17 protein-coding genes are annotated in these 17,600 nt (G+C 65.4%); 9 read left to right on the forward strand and 8 right to left on the reverse strand.

Translation table 11 applies throughout. The features are described from left to right. Positions 1–17: 17 nt before the first annotated feature. From GEV37_RS02030 to GEV37_RS02045, 4 genes are read right to left on the reverse strand one after another with little or no spacing between them, the layout of a single operon-like run. Positions 18–1,193 carry a mandelate racemase/muconate lactonizing enzyme family protein gene (locus tag GEV37_RS02030; RefSeq protein ID WP_227388502.1) on the reverse strand — a complete coding sequence of 392 codons (1,176 nt, stop codon included), beginning with the start codon at positions 1,191–1,193 and terminating at the stop codon, positions 18–20. Positions 1,194–1,209: 16 nt separating this feature from the next. After that, complete coding sequence (locus GEV37_RS02035; protein WP_227388503.1) at positions 1,210–2,481, reverse strand: TRAP transporter large permease; 1,272 nt, start codon at positions 2,479–2,481, stop codon at positions 1,210–1,212. Next, entirely contained in the window at positions 2,478–3,047 is a 570-nt protein-coding gene (locus GEV37_RS02040; protein ID WP_227388504.1) for a TRAP transporter small permease, read from the reverse strand. The genes GEV37_RS02035 and GEV37_RS02040 overlap by 4 nt, the downstream gene beginning before the upstream one ends. After that, on the reverse strand, positions 3,047–4,012 hold the full coding sequence (locus GEV37_RS02045; protein WP_227388505.1) for a sialic acid TRAP transporter substrate-binding protein SiaP: 966 nt from the start codon (positions 4,010–4,012) through the stop codon (positions 3,047–3,049). Before GEV37_RS02045 ends, GEV37_RS02040 begins: the two co-directional genes overlap by 1 nt. A 147-nt stretch (positions 4,013–4,159) precedes the next feature. Between GEV37_RS02045 and GEV37_RS02050 the strand changes: the two genes are divergently transcribed. Continuing rightward, positions 4,160–4,891 carry a FadR/GntR family transcriptional regulator gene (locus GEV37_RS02050; protein ID WP_227388506.1) on the forward strand — a complete coding sequence of 244 codons (732 nt, stop codon included), beginning with the start codon at positions 4,160–4,162 and terminating at the stop codon, positions 4,889–4,891. Between the two features lie 15 nt (positions 4,892–4,906). On the opposite strand, the gene GEV37_RS02055 is transcribed toward GEV37_RS02050, so the two are convergent. Next, on the reverse strand, positions 4,907–5,485 hold the full coding sequence (locus tag GEV37_RS02055) for an NAD(P)H-dependent oxidoreductase (protein ID WP_227388507.1): 579 nt from the start codon (positions 5,483–5,485) through the stop codon (positions 4,907–4,909). Between the two features lie 191 nt (positions 5,486–5,676). Here GEV37_RS02055 and GEV37_RS02060 point away from each other — a divergent pair, with 191 nt between their 5' ends. Next, positions 5,677–6,579, forward strand: a complete 903-nt coding sequence (locus tag GEV37_RS02060) for a LysR substrate-binding domain-containing protein (RefSeq protein ID WP_227388508.1) — start codon at positions 5,677–5,679, stop codon at positions 6,577–6,579. Between the two features lie 80 nt (positions 6,580–6,659). Then, on the forward strand, positions 6,660–7,190 hold the full coding sequence (locus GEV37_RS02065) for a hypothetical protein (RefSeq protein WP_227388509.1): 531 nt from the start codon (positions 6,660–6,662) through the stop codon (positions 7,188–7,190). Positions 7,191–7,202: 12 nt separating this feature from the next. Here the strand turns inward: GEV37_RS02065 and GEV37_RS02070 are convergent, their stop codons facing one another. After that, positions 7,203–8,219 (reverse strand): SO_0444 family Cu/Zn efflux transporter, encoded by a 1,017-nt coding sequence (locus tag GEV37_RS02070; RefSeq protein WP_227388510.1) that lies wholly within the window; start codon positions 8,217–8,219, stop codon positions 7,203–7,205. Positions 8,220–8,289: 70 nt separating this feature from the next. Between GEV37_RS02070 and GEV37_RS02075 the strand changes: the two genes are divergently transcribed. The 6 genes from GEV37_RS02075 (at position 8,290) to GEV37_RS02100 (ending at position 14,914) form a co-directional block, all read left to right on the forward strand. Beyond that, complete coding sequence (locus GEV37_RS02075; protein ID WP_227388511.1) at positions 8,290–8,691, forward strand: MerR family transcriptional regulator; 402 nt, start codon at positions 8,290–8,292, stop codon at positions 8,689–8,691. A gap of 145 nt (positions 8,692–8,836) precedes the next feature. After that, positions 8,837–10,975, forward strand: a complete 2,139-nt coding sequence (gene fhuE, locus GEV37_RS02080) for a ferric-rhodotorulic acid/ferric-coprogen receptor FhuE (protein WP_227388512.1) — start codon at positions 8,837–8,839, stop codon at positions 10,973–10,975. Positions 10,976–11,039: 64 nt separating this feature from the next. Beyond that, a complete protein-coding gene (locus GEV37_RS02085; protein WP_227388513.1) occupies positions 11,040–12,032 on the forward strand; it encodes an iron-siderophore ABC transporter substrate-binding protein in 993 nt (330 codons plus the stop codon). Then, positions 11,992–13,059, forward strand: coding sequence for a FecCD family ABC transporter permease (locus GEV37_RS02090; RefSeq protein WP_227388514.1), 1,068 nt, complete (start codon positions 11,992–11,994; stop codon positions 13,057–13,059). Before GEV37_RS02085 ends, GEV37_RS02090 begins: the two co-directional genes overlap by 41 nt. Then, on the forward strand, positions 13,056–14,099 hold the full coding sequence (locus GEV37_RS02095) for a FecCD family ABC transporter permease (RefSeq protein WP_227388515.1): 1,044 nt from the start codon (positions 13,056–13,058) through the stop codon (positions 14,097–14,099). The genes GEV37_RS02090 and GEV37_RS02095 overlap by 4 nt, the downstream gene beginning before the upstream one ends. Then, positions 14,096–14,914, forward strand: a complete 819-nt coding sequence (locus tag GEV37_RS02100; RefSeq protein WP_227388516.1) for an ABC transporter ATP-binding protein — start codon at positions 14,096–14,098, stop codon at positions 14,912–14,914. The genes GEV37_RS02095 and GEV37_RS02100 overlap by 4 nt, the downstream gene beginning before the upstream one ends. Here GEV37_RS02100 and lldD read toward each other — a convergent pair. Continuing rightward, on the reverse strand, positions 14,898–16,058 hold the full coding sequence (gene lldD / locus GEV37_RS02105) for an FMN-dependent L-lactate dehydrogenase LldD (protein WP_227388517.1): 1,161 nt from the start codon (positions 16,056–16,058) through the stop codon (positions 14,898–14,900). The two genes, GEV37_RS02100 and lldD, sit on opposite strands and share 17 nt — an antisense overlap. A 164-nt stretch (positions 16,059–16,222) precedes the next feature. Then, positions 16,223–17,587: a YfcC family protein gene (locus GEV37_RS02110; protein ID WP_227388518.1), complete on the reverse strand. Its 1,365-nt coding sequence runs from the start codon at positions 17,585–17,587 to the stop codon at positions 16,223–16,225. Positions 17,588–17,600: the final 13 nt, after the last annotated feature.

Genomic DNA, 17,600 nt, shown 5'->3' on the forward strand with positions numbered 1-17,600 from the left:
TTCGGGCCCTGAGCTTTCTAGATCTCGATCTTCAACGCAGCGAGCCGCTCGTCATCGATCTCGATGCCCAGGCCCGGGGCGGTGGGTAGCGCAAGCTGCCCCTTGGAGAGCGCCAGCGGCTCGGTCAAGAGCGCCTCGCGCAGCGGGTTGCTGGCAGAGACGTCGAACTCCACCCAGGTCGGCGTGTGGCGGCGATCCGGGTGTGGCTGGGACGGCAGCGCGGCGGCGAAGTGGGCCGCCGCCATGATGCCCACCGCACTTCCCCACACGTGGGGCGAAACCCGCAGCCCGCCCAGGTGAGCCAGATCGGCGATGCGCAGCGCCTCGACGAAGCCGCCGCACAGGTTGAGATCCGGCATCAACACGTCGACGCTGCCGGTGGCGGCCAGCTCGCGAAACTCCACCGCGTTGACCGAGGCCTCGCCGGCGGCGATGCGCAGCGAGCGCCGCGCGGCCAAGCGGCGAAAGCCCGGCAAATCTTCCGGAGCGACAGGCTCCTCGATCCAGTAGGGGCGGTAAGGCGCCAGCGCGGTCATGGATTCGAGCGCAATGTCCGCGGTGTAGGCGCCGTTGATGTCCGCCATGATCGCCACATCGTCACCGAGAATGCGCCGAGCGCTCTGCATCCGCTCGATATCGCTTTCAATGCCGCGGCCGATCTTGATCTTGTAGCCGTCGAACTCGCCAGCCACCCGCTCGAGCTGGGCCTCGAGCGAAAGCGCCTTCGGCTCGTGGAAGTAGCCGCCGGAGGCGTAGACCTGGATCGAGGCCTGCTCCTCGCCGCCGAGCAGCCGGTAGACCGGCAGGCCCAGGAGCTTGCCCAGGCCGTCGTGCAGGGCGATATCGAGCCCGCTAATGGCGGCGGCGAGCTGGCTCTGGGCGCGCACGTGGTAGAGCACGTTGGTCATGCGCCGCCAGATCGCGCGGTGATCGAAGGCGCTCTGGCCCAGGTAATTGTCGCGCAGGATGTCCAGGTAGGCGAGCGTGGTCTTCGGCGGCCCGTAGCACTCGCCGATGCCCACGATGCCCGAGGCCAGACGCACGAATACCAGGGTCGCCATGCGCGCGTGGCCGATTTCCCGGGCGCTGCCGTAGCCGCCGTTTTCCGCCAGAAAGCTTCCGATCGGCACCATGTCGATCGCCTCGATGCGCGCATCCTGAACGACGCCGGCCTGCTTGAACGGTTGATTCATGTAGAGAGACTCCAAACTAGATGAGGCTGGGCAGCCAGAGCGTCAGCGCCGGGATGAAGGTAATTAGGATCAGCGAGACCAGAAGTGCGGCGATGAACGGGAGCGTGGCGCGCACCGCGCGGGGAAACGAGATGTCCGCGACGCGGGCCAGGATGAACAGCACCAGCCCTACCGGCGGAGTGAGGAGCCCGATCATCAGATTGAGCACCATGATGATGCCGAACTGCACCGGATCGACCCCGGCCTGCACCGCCAGCGGCAGCAGCACCGGCGTCAGGATCGTGATCGCCGCCACGGTTTCCATGAAGCAGCCCACTACCAGCAGAATCAGGTTGATCAGAATCAGAATCAGGATCGGGTTGTCCGCTACCGTCATCACCGCGCTGGCAAACGCCGTCGGCACGCCTTCGCGGGTGAGGATCCAGGCGAATATCGACGACGCCGCGACGATCAACAGCACCACCGAAGTCATCTCGATGGTTTCACGAAAGACCGTGATGATCTGGCGCCAGCCGGCGCTGCGATACACTAATGTGGCCAGCACCAGTACGTAGCCCACTGCGGCGATCGCGCTTTCAGTGGGCGTGAAGATGCCCAGCACGATACCGCCAACAATGATCACCGGGATCAGCAGCGACAACGCGGCATGAAAGAAGGTGGACGCCAGGCGTACCAACGAGAAGCGCTCGCCGATAGGATAGCCGCGCCGGTGCGAGATCACCGCGACCATCAGCATCAAAAGCCCCGCGATCAGAAGCCCCGGAACAATACCGGCAATGAACAGCTGGCCGATCGAGGCGCCGGCCACCACGCCGTAGACCACCAGCGGCAGCGATGGCGGAATGATCGGCCCGACCGTCGAGGAGGCGCCGGTGATGCCCACGGCGAAATCGACGTCGTAGCCCTTTTCGCGCATCGCCTTGATCTCGACCGCCCCGAGCCCGCCGGCGTCGGCGATGGCCGCCCCGGACATGCCGGCGAAGATCACCGACGCGCCCACGTTGACGTGGCCAAGCCCGCCGCGCATCCACCCGACCAGCGAGTCGGCGAAGCTGAAGATCCGCTCGGTCACGCCGCACACGTTCATCAGGTTGCCGGCGAGGATGAAAAACGGCACCGCCAGAAGCGGAAAGCTGTCTACTCCACCGACCATGCGCTGGATCAGGATAATATCGGGAATGCGGTCGGCGGCCAGCAGGTAGACCAGCGACGAGCCCGCCAGCGCCACCGCGACCGGCGCGCCGATCACCAGCAGCACCGCAAGCGCTACGAACAGGATAATGATCATGACGGTGTATCTCCTCGCCAGTGGTGAATGCCCTGGCGTGCGAGCCGGTAGGCCATCAGCAGCAGCGCGGCGGCCACGATGGTGTAGATCCAGCCTTTCGAAATCGGCAGCGTGCTCATGCTGGAGTTCCAGACCCGCTGGCCCACCTGCCAGGCAAGCCAGGCCACGTAAGCGAAGAAGCCGGCGCTCAGCAGGTGGTTGAAGCCCTTGAGCCAGCGTTTGGCCCGCCCGGGCAGCACGAGCTCGAGAATCTCCACGTAGATATGGCCCTGGCGCGAGGCGGCCCCGGCGGCGCCGATGAACACCAGCAGCACCAACAGCATGCGCGCGCCCTCCTCGGTCCAGCCGATCGAGTGGTTGAAGGCGTAGCGTGACAGGAACTGGGCGAAGACGACCCCGCCAAGCGCAATCAGCACGCCCAGCGCCACGTGATCCTCGAACACCCAGCGCGGGGCGGGCGCCGGGGTCGGGTCGAGCGCGGCGTGCATCGCGTTGCCGGCCGCGGGATCGCGGCCGGTGGCAGCAGGGGTCACCTGATCGAGGGGACGGCCCTTGTCGTCGTTCATTACTCGATCGCCTCCAGCCGCTCCAGTTGCTCGCTGCTCCAGCCCACGTCGTCCGCAGTGAGGTAAGGCCGCACCAGTTCGGCGAAGGGCGCGCGGTCCACTTCATGAACGTTCGTGCCGTTGTCCTCGAACCAGGTGACCAGCTCCTGCTCCTGCTGCTGGATGTCCAAGCTTCCCTGCTCGCCGGCCTCGCGGAACACGTCGCGGAACATCGCCTGATCCTCCTCGGAAAGCCGGGACCAGGCGTCGCCGCTCATGATGATCGGCTGGCTGTCGAAGATGTGGCCGGTGAGCGAGATATCCGACTGCACCTCGTCGAACTTCATCGCGCGGATGATCGGCAGCGGGTTCTCCTGACCGTCGACCACGCCCTGCTGAAGCGCGAGATACACCTCCGAGAATGCGATCGGGGTCGGGTTGGCGCCCACGGCGCGGGGGAACATCAGCAGTAGCTGTGCATCCGGCACGCGAATCTTCATGCCCTGCATGTCGTCCGGCGCCAGCTTCGGCTCGTTGGCGGTAACGTGGCGCTGACCGAAGTAGATCAGACCCAGCGGCACGTGGCCGGTGGTTTCCTCATACCCCTGGGCGAGCTCCTGAAACAAATCGCTGCGCGAATAGGCCAACCAGTGGTCGAAGTCGCGGAACACGAACGGCGCGCTACCCAGCGCAATGGGCGGATAGGCGTTGCCGGCGAAGGCGTTGCCGGTGTAGATGAGGTCCACGGTGGCCAGGTCCAGCCCTTCGTTGAGCTCGACCTCGTTGCCCAGCTGCGACGAGGGGAACACCTCGACGGTGTGGCGTCCGTCGCTGCGTTTCTCGATCTCTTCGGCGGCCCACTGCGCCCATTTGTGGTGGCTGTGGCTCGCCTCGTAGATATGCCCGAACACGAAGTCGTCGGCATGAACGGTGGAAGCCAGCGCCAGAGCCGCGACAAGCGTTGAAAGTTGATGACGTGCGCGCATTGTTGTCTCCTTATTGGAATTCTCGACCAACACATGCAGTACACTGGGAATCACGAACTCGAGCAATTTGTTTGTCGCTTACCTAACCCCCTTGAACATAAGGAATTGTTTACAATCAATAAAAAGACAACTTCCGAGTTTGAATGCATGACAACAAAGACCAACGTTGAAAAGACTAAAGTTGAAAAGACCAATGTCGACAAGACCAAAGTCGAAAGAATAAAGGCGCTGTATGACGACCTGCACCACGCCATCCTGCGCGGGCAGTACCTGAGAGGCGCGAAGCTGCCTACCGAAGCGGCGCTTTCGATGCGTTACGGGCTCGGCCGCAGCGCGGTACGCGAGGTCACGGCGCGGCTGAAGGAAGAAGGGCTGGTGATCGCGCGCCAGGGCGCGGGGCTGTTCGTCGCCGCCCGCCCGGCCACCGCCTTGGACGCCCCGAGCTTCGTCGATAGCCGCGACGACCTTGACGCGCTGTTCGATTTTCGCCTGCTGATCGAGACCGAGTCAGCGGCGCTGGCCGCCACCCGTCAGCGCCCCGGCGACATCGACCGCATCGAGGCGAAGGCGATGGCGCTTCGCCGGCTGTTCAGAAACGGCAAGCAGGGCACCCAGGAGGACTTCGACTTTCACCTCGAGATCGCCAAGACCGCCGGCAACAAGTTCCTGTTGAGCTCACTTCTCGCCCTGCAGACCGGGGTGATCTTCGGCGCCCGGTTCAGTCAGCCGAAATCCGAGCGCGATCTCATTCTCCACGCCCAGCAGGTCACCCAGGAGCACGACGAGATCGTCGTTGCGCTTCGCGAACGAAGCGACGCCCGGGCCCGCGCCGCCATGCGGCGCCACATCCACGCCTCGCTCGGCCGCATCATGGAGTGATGCGCGGGCCTAGCGTCAGGCCAGCTCCCGCGCCAGGTGCGCGGCGTAGGCGGCGATGTCACGCTCGACGTTTGGTACCTTGATCACGTCGTTGGCGATGAAGGTGGGCAGTGGCGCCAGCCCGACGAACTCCTGGGACTTGTGAAACGGGAAGTAGACGCCGTCCACGCCTCGGCCTTCGAAGAAGTTGCCGGGCTCATCGAAGGCGGCCACGGGCGCGTTCCAGGTCAAGGACAGCAGGTAGCGCCGCCCTTGCAGGAGCCCACCGCTGCCATACTGCTTGCTCGGGTCCTGGCGAGAGCGGCCATCGCTTGCGTAGAGCGAACCGTGGCCTTCGGTGAAGACCTCGTCGATGTAGCGCTTGACCGTCCAGGGCGCGCCCATCCACCAACCCGGCATTTGATAGACGATCACGTCGGCCCAGAGAAACTTCGCCACCTCGACATCAAGCTCGTAGCCGCTCTCGATAACCGTCTCGCGTAGCTCGTGACCTTGTTTACTCAAGGTGCGCCAGGCCACATCGTGCAGGGTATTGTTGAGCTCACCGCCAGAATGGGCGAAGGGCTTGCCACCATTGATCAATAGAATCTTCATCGATACGACGTCCTTTGACGGAAATGATCGCGAGCATAGAACGAACCTCGAAGGGTCCTCCTGATTGCCAGCGGCGTCAGTATGGGCGAACCTCGGCGTAGAAAAAACCGACGCGGTTGCAAGAGACTATTGACGGTTCATCAACAAACGTCGTGAACTGGCCGGGTATCGATGTCGAACGCGAGACTCCCATGAAAACCACCCTGGAAGAGCAACGAGCCTTTGCCACCGTCGTGGACTGCGCCTCCATCACCGGGGCCGCCGAGCAGCTCGGCATGACGGTGTCCGGCGTCAGTCGGGCGCTCAACCGGCTAGAGCGCAAGCTGGGCGCCACGCTCTTGCGTCGTACCACCCGGCGCCTGGAGTTGACCCAGGAGGGGGAAACGTTTCTAGCGCACTGCCGGCGGATTCTACGTGCAGTGGATGTGGCTGAGGAGTCGGTTCGCGACCACCACGGCCAGCCACGGGGCCAACTTCGCATCAACGCGGCGCCGAGTTTCATGCAGTTCGTGATCGTGCCGCTGATCGGGGAGTTTCGTGCCCGCTACCCGGGCATCCATCTGCAGCTCGATACCCACGACCGGTTCGTTGATCTGCTGGAGCAGCGTGTTGACCTGGCGATCCGCATCGGCGAACTCGACGACTCCTCGCTTCACGCGCGCTTGCTGGGCAAGAGCCCCCTTCGCCTGCTGGCAAGCCCTGGTTATCTTGCCCGCGCCGGCATCCCGGAAACGGTGGAGGACCTCGCTCACCACAGCCTTCTGGGGTTCAGCCAGCTCGATCATTTGAACCGCTGGCCCTTGCGCGGGCTCGATGGGGACGACGTTCACATCACCCCTACCCTGCTCGCTTCCAGCGGCAGCACCCTGATGGAACTTGCAATTAAAGGCGAGGGCATCGTGTGCCTGGCAGACTTCATGACCCTGACCCCGCGCCGCAGCCAGGCGCTGGTCGAGGTACTGCCTCAACACAGCGTGCCCACGGCACAAGCGGTTCACGCCGTCTACTACCGCCAGGCCACGCTTTCGCAGCGGGCGCGACTGTTCATCGACTTTCTCGTCGAGCGCTTGGCAGGGCAATATCTGCAAGAGTGACGGCCCCCGGCGCGATTCGGTGCTAGGCTTTCGGTGATACCACCGTGAAGGTGGCTTTTGTCATGCACAAGGACCGTATCATGATCGACTCTATCGAAGAGCTGGAACGCATTCGACTGGCTTGCCACAAGAAGGTGACGCGGAGCTCGAGCCTGTCCGCCGGCGCCGCCATCATTCCTATTCCCGGGGTCGATATCGGCTCCGACGTTGCGATCCTGCTGCGCCTGATCCCGCAGATCAACGAGAAGTTCGGCCTGACGCCGGAGCAGATCGAGGCGCTGGACACCGAATCCAAGATAATGGTGATGACCGCGATCTCCAACGTCGGCAGCAAGATGGCGGGCAAGTACATCACCCGCAAGCTGATCGTCAATCTGCTGCAGAAGATGGGCTTCAAGATTGCCGCCAAGGGCACCTCGAAGTTCGTGCCCTTCATCGGCAGCGCCGTGGCCGGCGGCATCAGCTACACCGCCATGAAGTACATGGGCAACAAGCACATCGAGGACTGTTACCAGATCGCCCTCGAAGCGCTGGAGCAGCGCAACTTCGACGCCGCCGAACCCATCGACGTCACGCCGACGCCGACTGATCCCCCGCCCCGCCAAGACTGAGCCTGTGAGCGGCTAGAACCCCAGCGCGCGATGGCGCAGCGGGCGCAGGGCGAAAAACACCAGCATCACCAGCGCGAGCCACTCCACCCCGTGAGGCAGAAGTTCCTGCACCTGCCCGGCCTGGCTCACGGGGTCGAAGCCGGTCAGCGTCAGGGTGGCGTCTACCAGCCACCCGAGCGCCACGGTGACCGTGAACACGCTCGCCATGTAGATCAGCAGCGCCCGCGTACCGAGTTCGCGACGAAATACCGCCAGCGTCGCCAGGCTCGTGATGGGCCCTGCCAGCAGGAACACCAGCGCCATGCCCGGCGACAGGCCGGCCAGCAGCAGACCGGCGGCGATAGGCGTGGCGGCAGAAGCGCATACGTAGAGCGGTATGCCCACCAGCGCCATGAGCGCAAGCGCCCAGGGCCCCGAGAAGCTCGCCAGCGCCTGGGGCGATGCCCAGACCATCAGCACGCCCGCCAGCAGCAGCCCGACGAAGATCCATACGCTGAAATCGTCCAGCAGGTCGCTGAAGGCGTAGCGCAACCCGGCGCGCAGGCCGCCGGGTTCGGCAGGCGTGGACGCGCCGCAGCCCTGCGAGGCGCAGCAGCCCGTTGCCGGCGCCGTCACTACCGGCGCCGGAGTTTTGCTCGTCAGCCCGACCAGAATACCCGTCACGATGGCAGTGACCAGTGCCCCGGCCATCCGCAGCAAGGCCATCACCGGCCCGAGCAGGGCGCTGGTCAGAAAGATCGAGTCCACCCCCACCCCTGGGGTGCTGATCAAGAAGGCGGTGGTCGGCCCCCGTCCGGCGCCGCCTCGGTGCAGCGCCATCGCCGTGGGGATCGCCCCGCAGGAGCACAGCGGCAGCGGCATGCCGATGATCGAGGCTCGCAGCACGCCGCTGACGCCCGCGCCACCCAGCCAACGCTGCAACAGCCGCTCGGGAAGATACGCCTTGACCAGCCCGGCCACGAACAGGCCCAGCAGCAGCCAGGGAGCGGCGCTCAGCGCCACGCTCAACAACGATTCGATAAGGTTCATCGCGACACCTGCTTGCAGTGGAAAGAGACCATGACTAGCCTGAACCCTGTAACCGTTACAGGGTCAAGCCATGGAACCCCGCTATCGCATCGGCGAGATCGCCGCACGCACCGGCTGCTCGCCGGAAAGCATTCGTCACTACGAGAAGCGCGGCCTGCTGACGGCTCCGGCCCGGGGCGAGCAGGGCTATCGCGTCTACGGCCAGGCGGCACTCGAGCGCATCAACTTCATTCGTCACGCCCGTCATCTCGGCCTGGACCTGGCCACCATCCAGGAGCTGCTGGCACTCTCCGACCAGCCCAACGCCGACTGCGCGGCGGTGGACGAGATCGCCAGTCGTCATCTCGCCCACCTGGAGGAGCGCATCGCCGCCCTCTCGGCGTTGGCGGACGAACTGCGTCTGGTCACTACCCAATGTCGTGGCGGCAAGACTGCCGACTGCCGCATCATTCAAGCGCTCTTCCAGGACTGAAACGACGCTCTTGGCAGGCACACCATCAATGACATGCATTCTCATGCGCATTTACATATAAGAATGATTTTTATATGATCGCCGGGAACATAACGACATGACGCTCGTCCCCAGGGCGCATAACGTCTATTTCCCAAGGGATCCTATGAAAACCGCACCCCGAGTCGTCAGCGCCTCGCTGTTGACCTCCGCCTGCCTGATGGCCGCCGCCCATGCCAACGCGCAAGCCCAGGGCGACGCACAAGCGCTCGACACCGTCACCGTCACCGGCGCCAATCTCTACGAGAACATCGGCTACACGCGCCGCAGCACCACCGCTGGTACGGGCTTGACCCTCACTCAACGTGAACTGCCCCAGGCGATCAGCATCGTCACCGAGCAGCGCATTCGCGATCAGGCTCTGGGAACCATCGAGGATGTGCTGACCAACACCACCGGCATCTCGACGCGCAACGTGGACAGCGAGCGGGTCAGCTTCTCCTCCCGCGGTTTTCGCATCAACAGCTTCCAGTACGACGGCATCCCCACGCTCAACCGCGACGGCCGCTGGTACTTCGGCGAAGGGCGATTGAACACCGCCATCTACGATCGCGTCGAGGTCATTCGCGGCGCCAACGGACTGACCACCGGCTCCGGCAACCCCGGCGCCTCGGTCAACTTCGTGCGCAAGCGCGCCGACAGCCGCGAGTTCGAAGGCTCCGTTTCCGGCACGCTCGGCAGCTGGGACCAGCGCGGCACGACGGTGGATCTCGCAACACCGCTTTCTGCCTCGGGTGATGTGCGCGGGCGTTTCATCGGCGGCTATGAGGAAGGCGGTGCGTTTCTGGATCGCGAAGACAAGCGGCGCACCTTCGGCTATGGCGTGATCGACGCCGATGTCACCGACTCGACCACCGTGTCGCTGGGCTTCGACTACCAGGACAGCCACACGTCATCGCCCACCTGGGGCGGGCTTCCGCTATGGTTCGACGACGGCACGCCGACCGACTTTTCGCGCTCGTTCAGCGTCGCGCCGACCTGGTCCTACTACGACTTCGAGTCCGAAAAGGTCTTCGCCGAGCTTGCCCACCGGTTCGACAATGGTTGGCAGGCGCGTATCGTGGGTACCCACGAAGAGACCGACATGGACGGCAAGCTCGCCTACCCCTACGTCGAGGGCACCCTGCCCAACCGCGTGGACGGCAGCGGCGTCTCTTTCTTTACCGGCTGGAACCGCGGCCATCGCGAGGTCGACTCCGTCGACGCCCAGGCCAGCGGCCCCTTCTCTCTGCTCGGGCGCGAGCACGAGCTGGTCATCGGCGGCAGCTACAGCGACCAGACCAACGACTACGAGAACACCTTCATCGATGGCTTCGAGGTCGCAGACTTCAATAACTGGAACGGCGCGGCTCCCAACGAAGGCTGGGCACCCTTCGAGCCGTCCGAGGCCTCCAGCACCCGTCAAAAGGCGATCTACTCCGCGGCGCGGTTCTCGCTTGCCGACCCGCTTTCACTGATCATGGGCGCCCGCTACACCGAGTGGAAGGGCATGACCCAGTTTCGTAGCCTCGATCGACAGAGCAAGTATGAAGTCACGCCTTACGGCGGGCTGGTGTACGATTTCGACGATACCTACTCGGCGTTCGCCAGCTACACCGAGATCTTCGAGCCGCAGAACTATCGCGATCTGGGCGGAAGTTATCTCGACCCGGTTCAAGGCAAGAATTATGAAACCGGCGTGAAAGCCGCCTGGCTCGACGGGCGCCTGAACGGCTCGTTCTCGGTGTTTCGCATCGAGCAGGACAACGTCGCCGCGGCCTTGCCCGGGCTTCCCGGCCAACGGGAGACGTTCTACGAAGCCGTCGAAGGCGTGGTCAGCGAAGGCTTCGAGGTGGAGCTCAGCGGCGCGGTCACCGAGGATCTGGACATGACCGTCGGCTACTCGCACTTCACCGCCAAATCCGATGAAGACAACTTCAACGTCAACCAGCCGCGTTCGCTGTTCAATCTGTTCGCCAGCTACACAGTGCCCCAGACCCCGGAACTCACCTTGGGCGGCGGGCTCAACTGGAGCAGCAAACTGGTGGCGGACAACCTGAGTACGCCGGCCGGCATTCCGACCCGTTTCGAGGAAGGCAGCTACACCCTGGCCAACCTGTTCGGGCGCTACCGGTTCACGGAGGATCTCAGCTTGCAGGTCAACCTCAAGAACCTGTTCGACGAGAAGTACTACACCAACGTGGGGGGCTACGGCGTCTACGGCGAGCCACGCAGTATTTCGACGACGCTGCGCTACGACTTCTAAGCGACACGCACCTGTTGGCCGCCCGGGCATGTCCCGGGCGGCCGCTTTTTGAAAGGAAACGTCCATGCACGTCCTCAAACGACTCAAGGCCTTCGGCCTGACGGCGCTGGCCGCGGCGGCCCTGCCGGTTGCGCCGGTCGGCGCCACGGACTACCCATTGAGCATCGATCATGCGCTGGGCACCACCGTGCTCGAAAAGGCGCCCGAGCGTATCGCCACCGTCGCCTGGGCCAACCACGAGGTGCCGCTGGCACTCGGCGTGGTACCGGTGGGATTCGCCGCTGCCAACTTCGGCGTCAACGACCAAAGCGGCCTGCTGCCCTGGGTCGCCGCGCGCCTGGAGGAGTTGGATGAGCCCGCTCCGCCCCTGTTCGATGAAGGCGACGGCATCGACTTCGAGGCCGTGGCGGCGAGCCGCCCGGACGTGATTCTGGCCGCCTATTCCGGGCTCAGCCAGAGCGACTACGACACGCTCAGCCAGATCGCCCCTGTGGTGGGCTACCGCGAAGGCCCTTGGGCGACGAGCTGGCGCGACATGATTCGCCTGAACAGCGCCGGCATGGGCATGGCGAAGGAAGGCGATGCGCTGATTGGTGAGCTCGAGACGCGGATTCGCGAGACCGCCGCGCGCTACCCAGAACTAGACGGCAAGACCGCCATGTTCGTCACGCACCTCGACCCGGGCAACCTGGGGCGGATCGCCTTCTACTCGGATAACGACGCCCGCGTGCAGTTCTTCCACGACCTGGGCCTCGCCTCGCCCCAGGTCGTGCTCGACCACTCCGCCGAAGGCGAATTCTCCGGCGCCATCAGCGCCGAGTTGATCGACGCGCTCAACGATGTGGATATTCTGGTCACTTACGGTGGGGCGTCGCTGCTCGAGGAGCTCGAGGCCAACCCGCTCACCTCGCGCCTGCCCGCCGTGGAAAACGGCGCGGTCGTGATGCTCGACGACAGCCCCCTGGGCACCGCTGCCAACCCGACCCCGATGTCGATTGACTGGGTACTGGATGACTATGCAAGGCTTCTCGCCGACGCCGCGCGCAAGGCCGAGTAACGCGGCCCCCGCGCGCCCAAGCGTCCATCGCCGGTACCTGGCCAGGCGCCTGACCGGCGCGGCGCTACTGATCACGCTGCTGCTGGGGGCCGCGGCACTCTCGGTTGCACTGGGCGCGCGCAGCGTCGGCTGGGCGGAGATTCACGCCGCGCTCACAGGCCAGGTGCAGAGCGTGGGCGACGCCGCCGTGGCCAGCCGCCTGCCGCGCACGCTCTTGGCGCTGCTCGCCGGCGCCGCCTTGGGCGTGGCCGGCGGCGTCATGCAGGGGCTGACGCGCAACCCCTTGGCCGATCCCGGCCTTCTCGGCGTGAACGCCGGGGCGGCACTTGCCGTGGTGATCGGCATCGCCTGGTTCAACCTGCAGACCAGCCTCGGCTTCATCATGAGCGCCCTGACCGGGGCGAGCCTGTCGGCGGTGGCGGTCTACGTCATCGCAAGCCTTGGCCGCGGCGGGGCCACGCCGCTTCGTCTGGCGCTGGCGGGGGCGGCGATCACCGCCGCGCTCACCTCGCTCACCACCGCCATCATCCTGCCCCGGGGCGATATCTCGGGACTGGTGCAGTCCTGGCTCGTCGGCGGCGTGGGCGGGGCCACCTACGACCAGATCACACCGGTCGTGCCCTTTCTGGCAGTGGGGTTCATCGTGTCGGTGGCCTGTGCGCGCAAGCTCAACCTCTTGGCGCTGGGCGACGACACCGCCGCCGGGCTTGGCGAGAACGTCGCGCTGGCGCGGGGGATGTCGGCGCTCGGCGCGGTGCTCTTGTGCGGCGCGACGACCGCGGTGTGCGGGCCGATCGGCTTCGTGGGCCTGGTCGTGCCCCACGCCTGTCGCCTGCTGGTGGGGACCGACTACCGCTGGCTCTTGCCGTTTTCCGCCCTTGGCGGGGCGATTCTTCTGCTGCTTGCCGACGTGGCCGGGCGGCTGGCGGCGCATCCGGCGGAGCTCGATGCGGGCATCGTCACCGCGTTCATCGGCGCGCCGGTCTTCATCTGGATCGTACGCCGCCGCAAGGTAGGCGCGCTATGAACCACGCGACCCCTGCACAAAGGGCAGAGCTGAGCGCACTGCGCCGTGGCCGGTTTAGGCGGCGCCGGGGGACGCTGGCGCTGCTCGCCGCCGGGCTTTTGGTAGGTGTGCTGGTGACCCTTGCGCTTGGCCAGTCCTACACCCCGCTTTCCACGGTGGCGCGGGTGCTGGTCGGTGTCGACGTGCCGGGGGCAAGCTTCACCGTGGGCGAGCTGCGCCTGCCCCGGGCGGTGGCGTGCCTGCTCGCTGGCGCCTGCTTTGGCCTGGGCGGCGTGGCCTTTCAAACGCTCTTGCGCAACCCCCTGGCCAGCCCCGACATCATCGGTATCAGCAGCGGCGCCAGCGCCGGTGCGGTATTCGCCATCGTCGCGCTCGCCTGGAGCGGGCCGGCGGTGGCACTTGTCGCGGTGGCCGCGGGGCTTGGCGTGGCGCTTTTGATCTACCTGCTCTCCTGGCGCGACGGCGTGACCGGCGCGCGGCTGATCCTGATCGGCATAGGGCTTGCCGCCATGCTGCAAAGCGTGACGGCGTATCTACTGATGCAGGCGCCGAGCTGGTCGCTGCAGGAGGCGCTTCGCTGGATCACCGGCAGCGTCAACGGCGTGCGCCTGACGCAAGCGCTGCCGCTGAGCCTGGCGCTGGCGCTGCTGGGCGGGCTGTTGCTGAGCCGGCGCGCCGATCTCGACGCGCTGCGCCTGGGCGATGAGCTCGCCGCGGGGCTCGGCGTGCGCCTTGGCGTTACCCGCATCGTCGTGGTGCTGGCGTCGGTGGGCCTGGTGGCCTTCGCCACAGCGGTGACCGGGCCCATCGCCTTCGTGGCGTTTCTTTCCGGGCCGATCGCCGCGCGCATCAGTGGCCAGAGCGGCTCGCTGCTGTTACCGGCAGCGCTGGTAGGGGCGCTTCTGGTGCTGGCAAGCGACTACGCCGGGCAGTTCCTGCTGCCCGCCCGCTATCCGGTGGGTATCGTCACGGGCGTGCTGGGCGCACCGTACCTCGTTTACCTGATCGTTCGCGACAACCAACGCAAGGGCGCTTTATGAACGCATCCTCCCTGCAGGCCGAGGCGCTCACCGCCGGCTACGGCGAGCGCCGCGTGCTCGACAACGCAAGCGTCGACATCGCGCCCGGCCAACTCACCGCCATCGTCGGCGCCAACGCCTGTGGCAAGTCGACGCTCTTGCGCGTGCTCTCGCGGCTGATCGCCCCGGCGAGCGGGCGCGTACTGCTCGATGGCAGCGCCATCGATGGCATGGCCGCACGCAAGCTGGCCCGCCGGATCGGCTTTCTGCCGCAGTCGCCCATGGCCCCAGAAGGCATCAGCGTGCTGGAACTGGTGAGCCGAGGTCGTCACCCCCACCAGGGGCTGTTCAGGCGCTGGAGCGCGGCGGACGAGGCGGCGGTGGCCGATGCGCTGGCCGCCACCGGCCTTCTGGCGCTTGCCGAGCGCGCGGTGGACGAGCTCTCCGGCGGCCAGCGCCAACGGGTGTGGATCGCGATGGCGCTGGCCCAGCAGACCAACGTCCTGCTGCTCGACGAACCCACGACCTTTCTCGACATCAACCACCAGATCGAGGTGCTGGACCTGCTGACCGAGCTCAACCACACCCGCGGTACTACGGTAGTGATGGTGCTCCACGAACTGAACCTGGCCGCCCGCTACGCGGATACCCTGATCGCCATGGCGGGCGGGCGCGTGTATGCCGCGGGCACGCCAGAAACGGTGCTGACCGAAGCCACGGTGCGGGAGGTTTTCGGTCTTGAAAGCCGGGTCATCGAGGACCCGGTGACCGGCAAGCCGATGATGATTCCGTTGGGGCGCCATGGCGGCGTGGGCAGCGCTACTCGCTCATCTTGAGCTCTTTCACCACCGCGTCGAGATGGCTCTGGTTGATCTCGGCAGGCGTATTGGCGCCGATCAGCGTCATGGTCACGCGCATGTCCGCGGCGATCAGCTCGAGAAGATGCGTGACGCCCGCCTCGCCCCGGGCGGCGAGCGCGTAGGCGTAGGCGCGTCCGAGCAGCACGCCCTTGGCACCAAGCGCCAGCATGCGCACCACGTCAAGCCCCGAGCGCACGCCGGAGTCCGCCAGTACCGTGAGCTCGTCGCCGACCTCCTCGACGATGTGCGGCAGCGCCTGGGCGGTGGAGATCGCGCCGTCGAGCTGGCGGCCGCCGTGATTCGATACCACGATGCCGTCGGCGCCCATGCGCTGCGCCTCGCGGGCGTCCTCCTTGTCCAGAAGCCCCTTGATGATCAGCTTGCCCTTCCAGCTTTCGCGAATCCAGGCAAGCTCGTCCCAACTGATCGAAGGATCGAAATTCTTGGCCAGAAAGCCCATGTAGTCGTCCATGCCCATGGTGCGCTGGGTGTAGGCCTCGATGTTGCCGAACGACAGCGGCTTGCCCTTGAGGCCCACGTCATACGCCCATTGCGGGTGGGTGATCGCCTGGGCGTACTGGCGAAGCTTGGCGTTGGGCCCGGACATGCCGGAGCGCCGGTCGCGATAGCGCGAGCCCGGCAGCGGCATATCCACGGTGAAGACCAGCGTCTTCATGCCCGCCGCCCAGGAGCGCTCCAGGGCGTTCTTCATGAAGCCGCGATCCTTCAGCACGTAGAGCTGCGACCACTGCTCGCCGTGGGCCTCGCGGGCGACCTCCTCGATGGAGCAGACCGATACCGTGGAGAGCGTGTAGGGAATGCCCGCCTTCTCGGCGGCGCGCGCCGCCTGTACCTCGCCGCGCCGGGCGTAGAGGCCGGTGGCACCCACCGGGGCGAGCGCGACCGGCAACTTCCAGGCGCTTCCCAGAATGTCGGTGTCGAGCGTGGGCGTGCCGCCGCCTTTCAGCACGCGCTGGCGCAGCGGTATGGCCTGCAGCGCCTCGACGTTGCCGCGCAGCGTGCTCTCGGTCACCGAGCCGCCGTCCAGGTAGTCGAACAGAAAGCGTGGAATGCGCCGTTTGGCGGCTTGCCGGTAATCCGACGGGCTTGAAATGATCATGATTTCGCTGGAACTCCCGACACGAACGAAGAAGAAACGATCAATAGATCGCTTCGCTAGCGTACCAAGGTTCCGCCGTCCTGAAGCGGCCCGCTCGCCTCTACTTTAGTCTAGCGAGCGCGCCCCGCCGGGAGCGGGGCGCGGGTCGGGAGGGGTCGAGGCAGTCAGAAAGGCCCGTAGTTGATCATCACCGCGATCACCACGAAGGCGATGCCCGCCAACGTCCAGAGGCAGACCAGAGGAAAGGCGAAACGTACCCAGTTGCCCCAGGGCACCCCGCCGATGGCGAGTACCGACATGAGCACTCCGGAGGTGGGGGTGATGATGTTGGTGATGCCGTCGCCCAGCTTGAAAGCGATGACCGCGGTCTGCCGGGTGATCTCCAGCATGTCCGCCAAGGGGGTCAAGATTGGCATCACGACGGCGGCCTGACCGCTGCCGGAGGGCACGAGGAAGTTGAAGAACAGGTTGAAGAAGAACACCGCGATGGCGCCGAGCATCGACGGCAGGGTGCTCAGCGGCACGAAGACCGAGTTCACCACCGTATCCAGGATCATGCCATCCATCATCAGCACCGTGATGCCCTTGGCGATGCCGATGATGAAGGCGCCGTAGAGCATGCCCTTCGCACCCTCCATGAACACCCGCACGAATTCGTTGGCACCCATGCGCGCCAGCACCGCACTTCCGATGGCGTTGATCATGAAGATCGCGGACAGCTCGTTGATGCCCCACCCGCGCTGCAGCGACCCGTAGATGAACACCCCCAGGCATGTCACGAAGAACCCAAGAATGACCAGGTGCTGCCGGGTGAAGCGAAGCTGTTCGTCCTGGACGGTGGCCACGTTGTCACCGAAGGGCGTCGCCCCCATCAGGCTCTGGGTCGGGTCCTTGTCGATGCGCTTGATGTAGCGGCATACGTACAGCACGGTAATGCCCAGCAGTACGAAGAACACCGCGATGCGAAGCCCGGCGCCGGAGAACAGCGGGAGCCCGGCAATGGACTGCGCCACTCCCAGGGTGATCGGATCGAACACCGCCGCCGCCGACCCGGAAAAATAGCCCAGGTAGACGATCGCGATACCCGCGATGGCATCGAGTTTAAGCGCCCGGGCAAGCACGATGCCCAGCGGAATGAAGGCGATCACCGCGTTGGACCCGACCCCGATGGCGGACACCACGCCAAAGGCGGTGGAGACGACCACGGTGAGCAGGTACTTGCGCCCGCGGGTCTTGTCCACCAAGCCCTTGATGCCGGCGTTGATGGCCCCGGTCGACTCCACCACCATGATCGCCCCGCCCATGACCAGTACCAGGGCGATCAGGTTGGCGGAACTGATGAACCCCTGCTGGATCGAGAGAAAGATATCCAGAATGTTCAGCCCGCGAGATTCGATCAGCTCGAAGCTTCCCGGGATGACGGTGGGCCGGCCTTCGGTCGTTCGCTCGAACTGGCCGGCAGGAATGAAAAAGCTCGAAAGCCACGCCAGCAGCAGCAAGCTGAACAGGATGACGAAGGCATCGGGCATCGTCCTTTTAAAT

The organism is Vreelandella malpeensis (assembly GCF_020622355.1).
GTDB lineage: Bacteria > Pseudomonadota > Gammaproteobacteria > Pseudomonadales > Halomonadaceae > Vreelandella > Vreelandella malpeensis.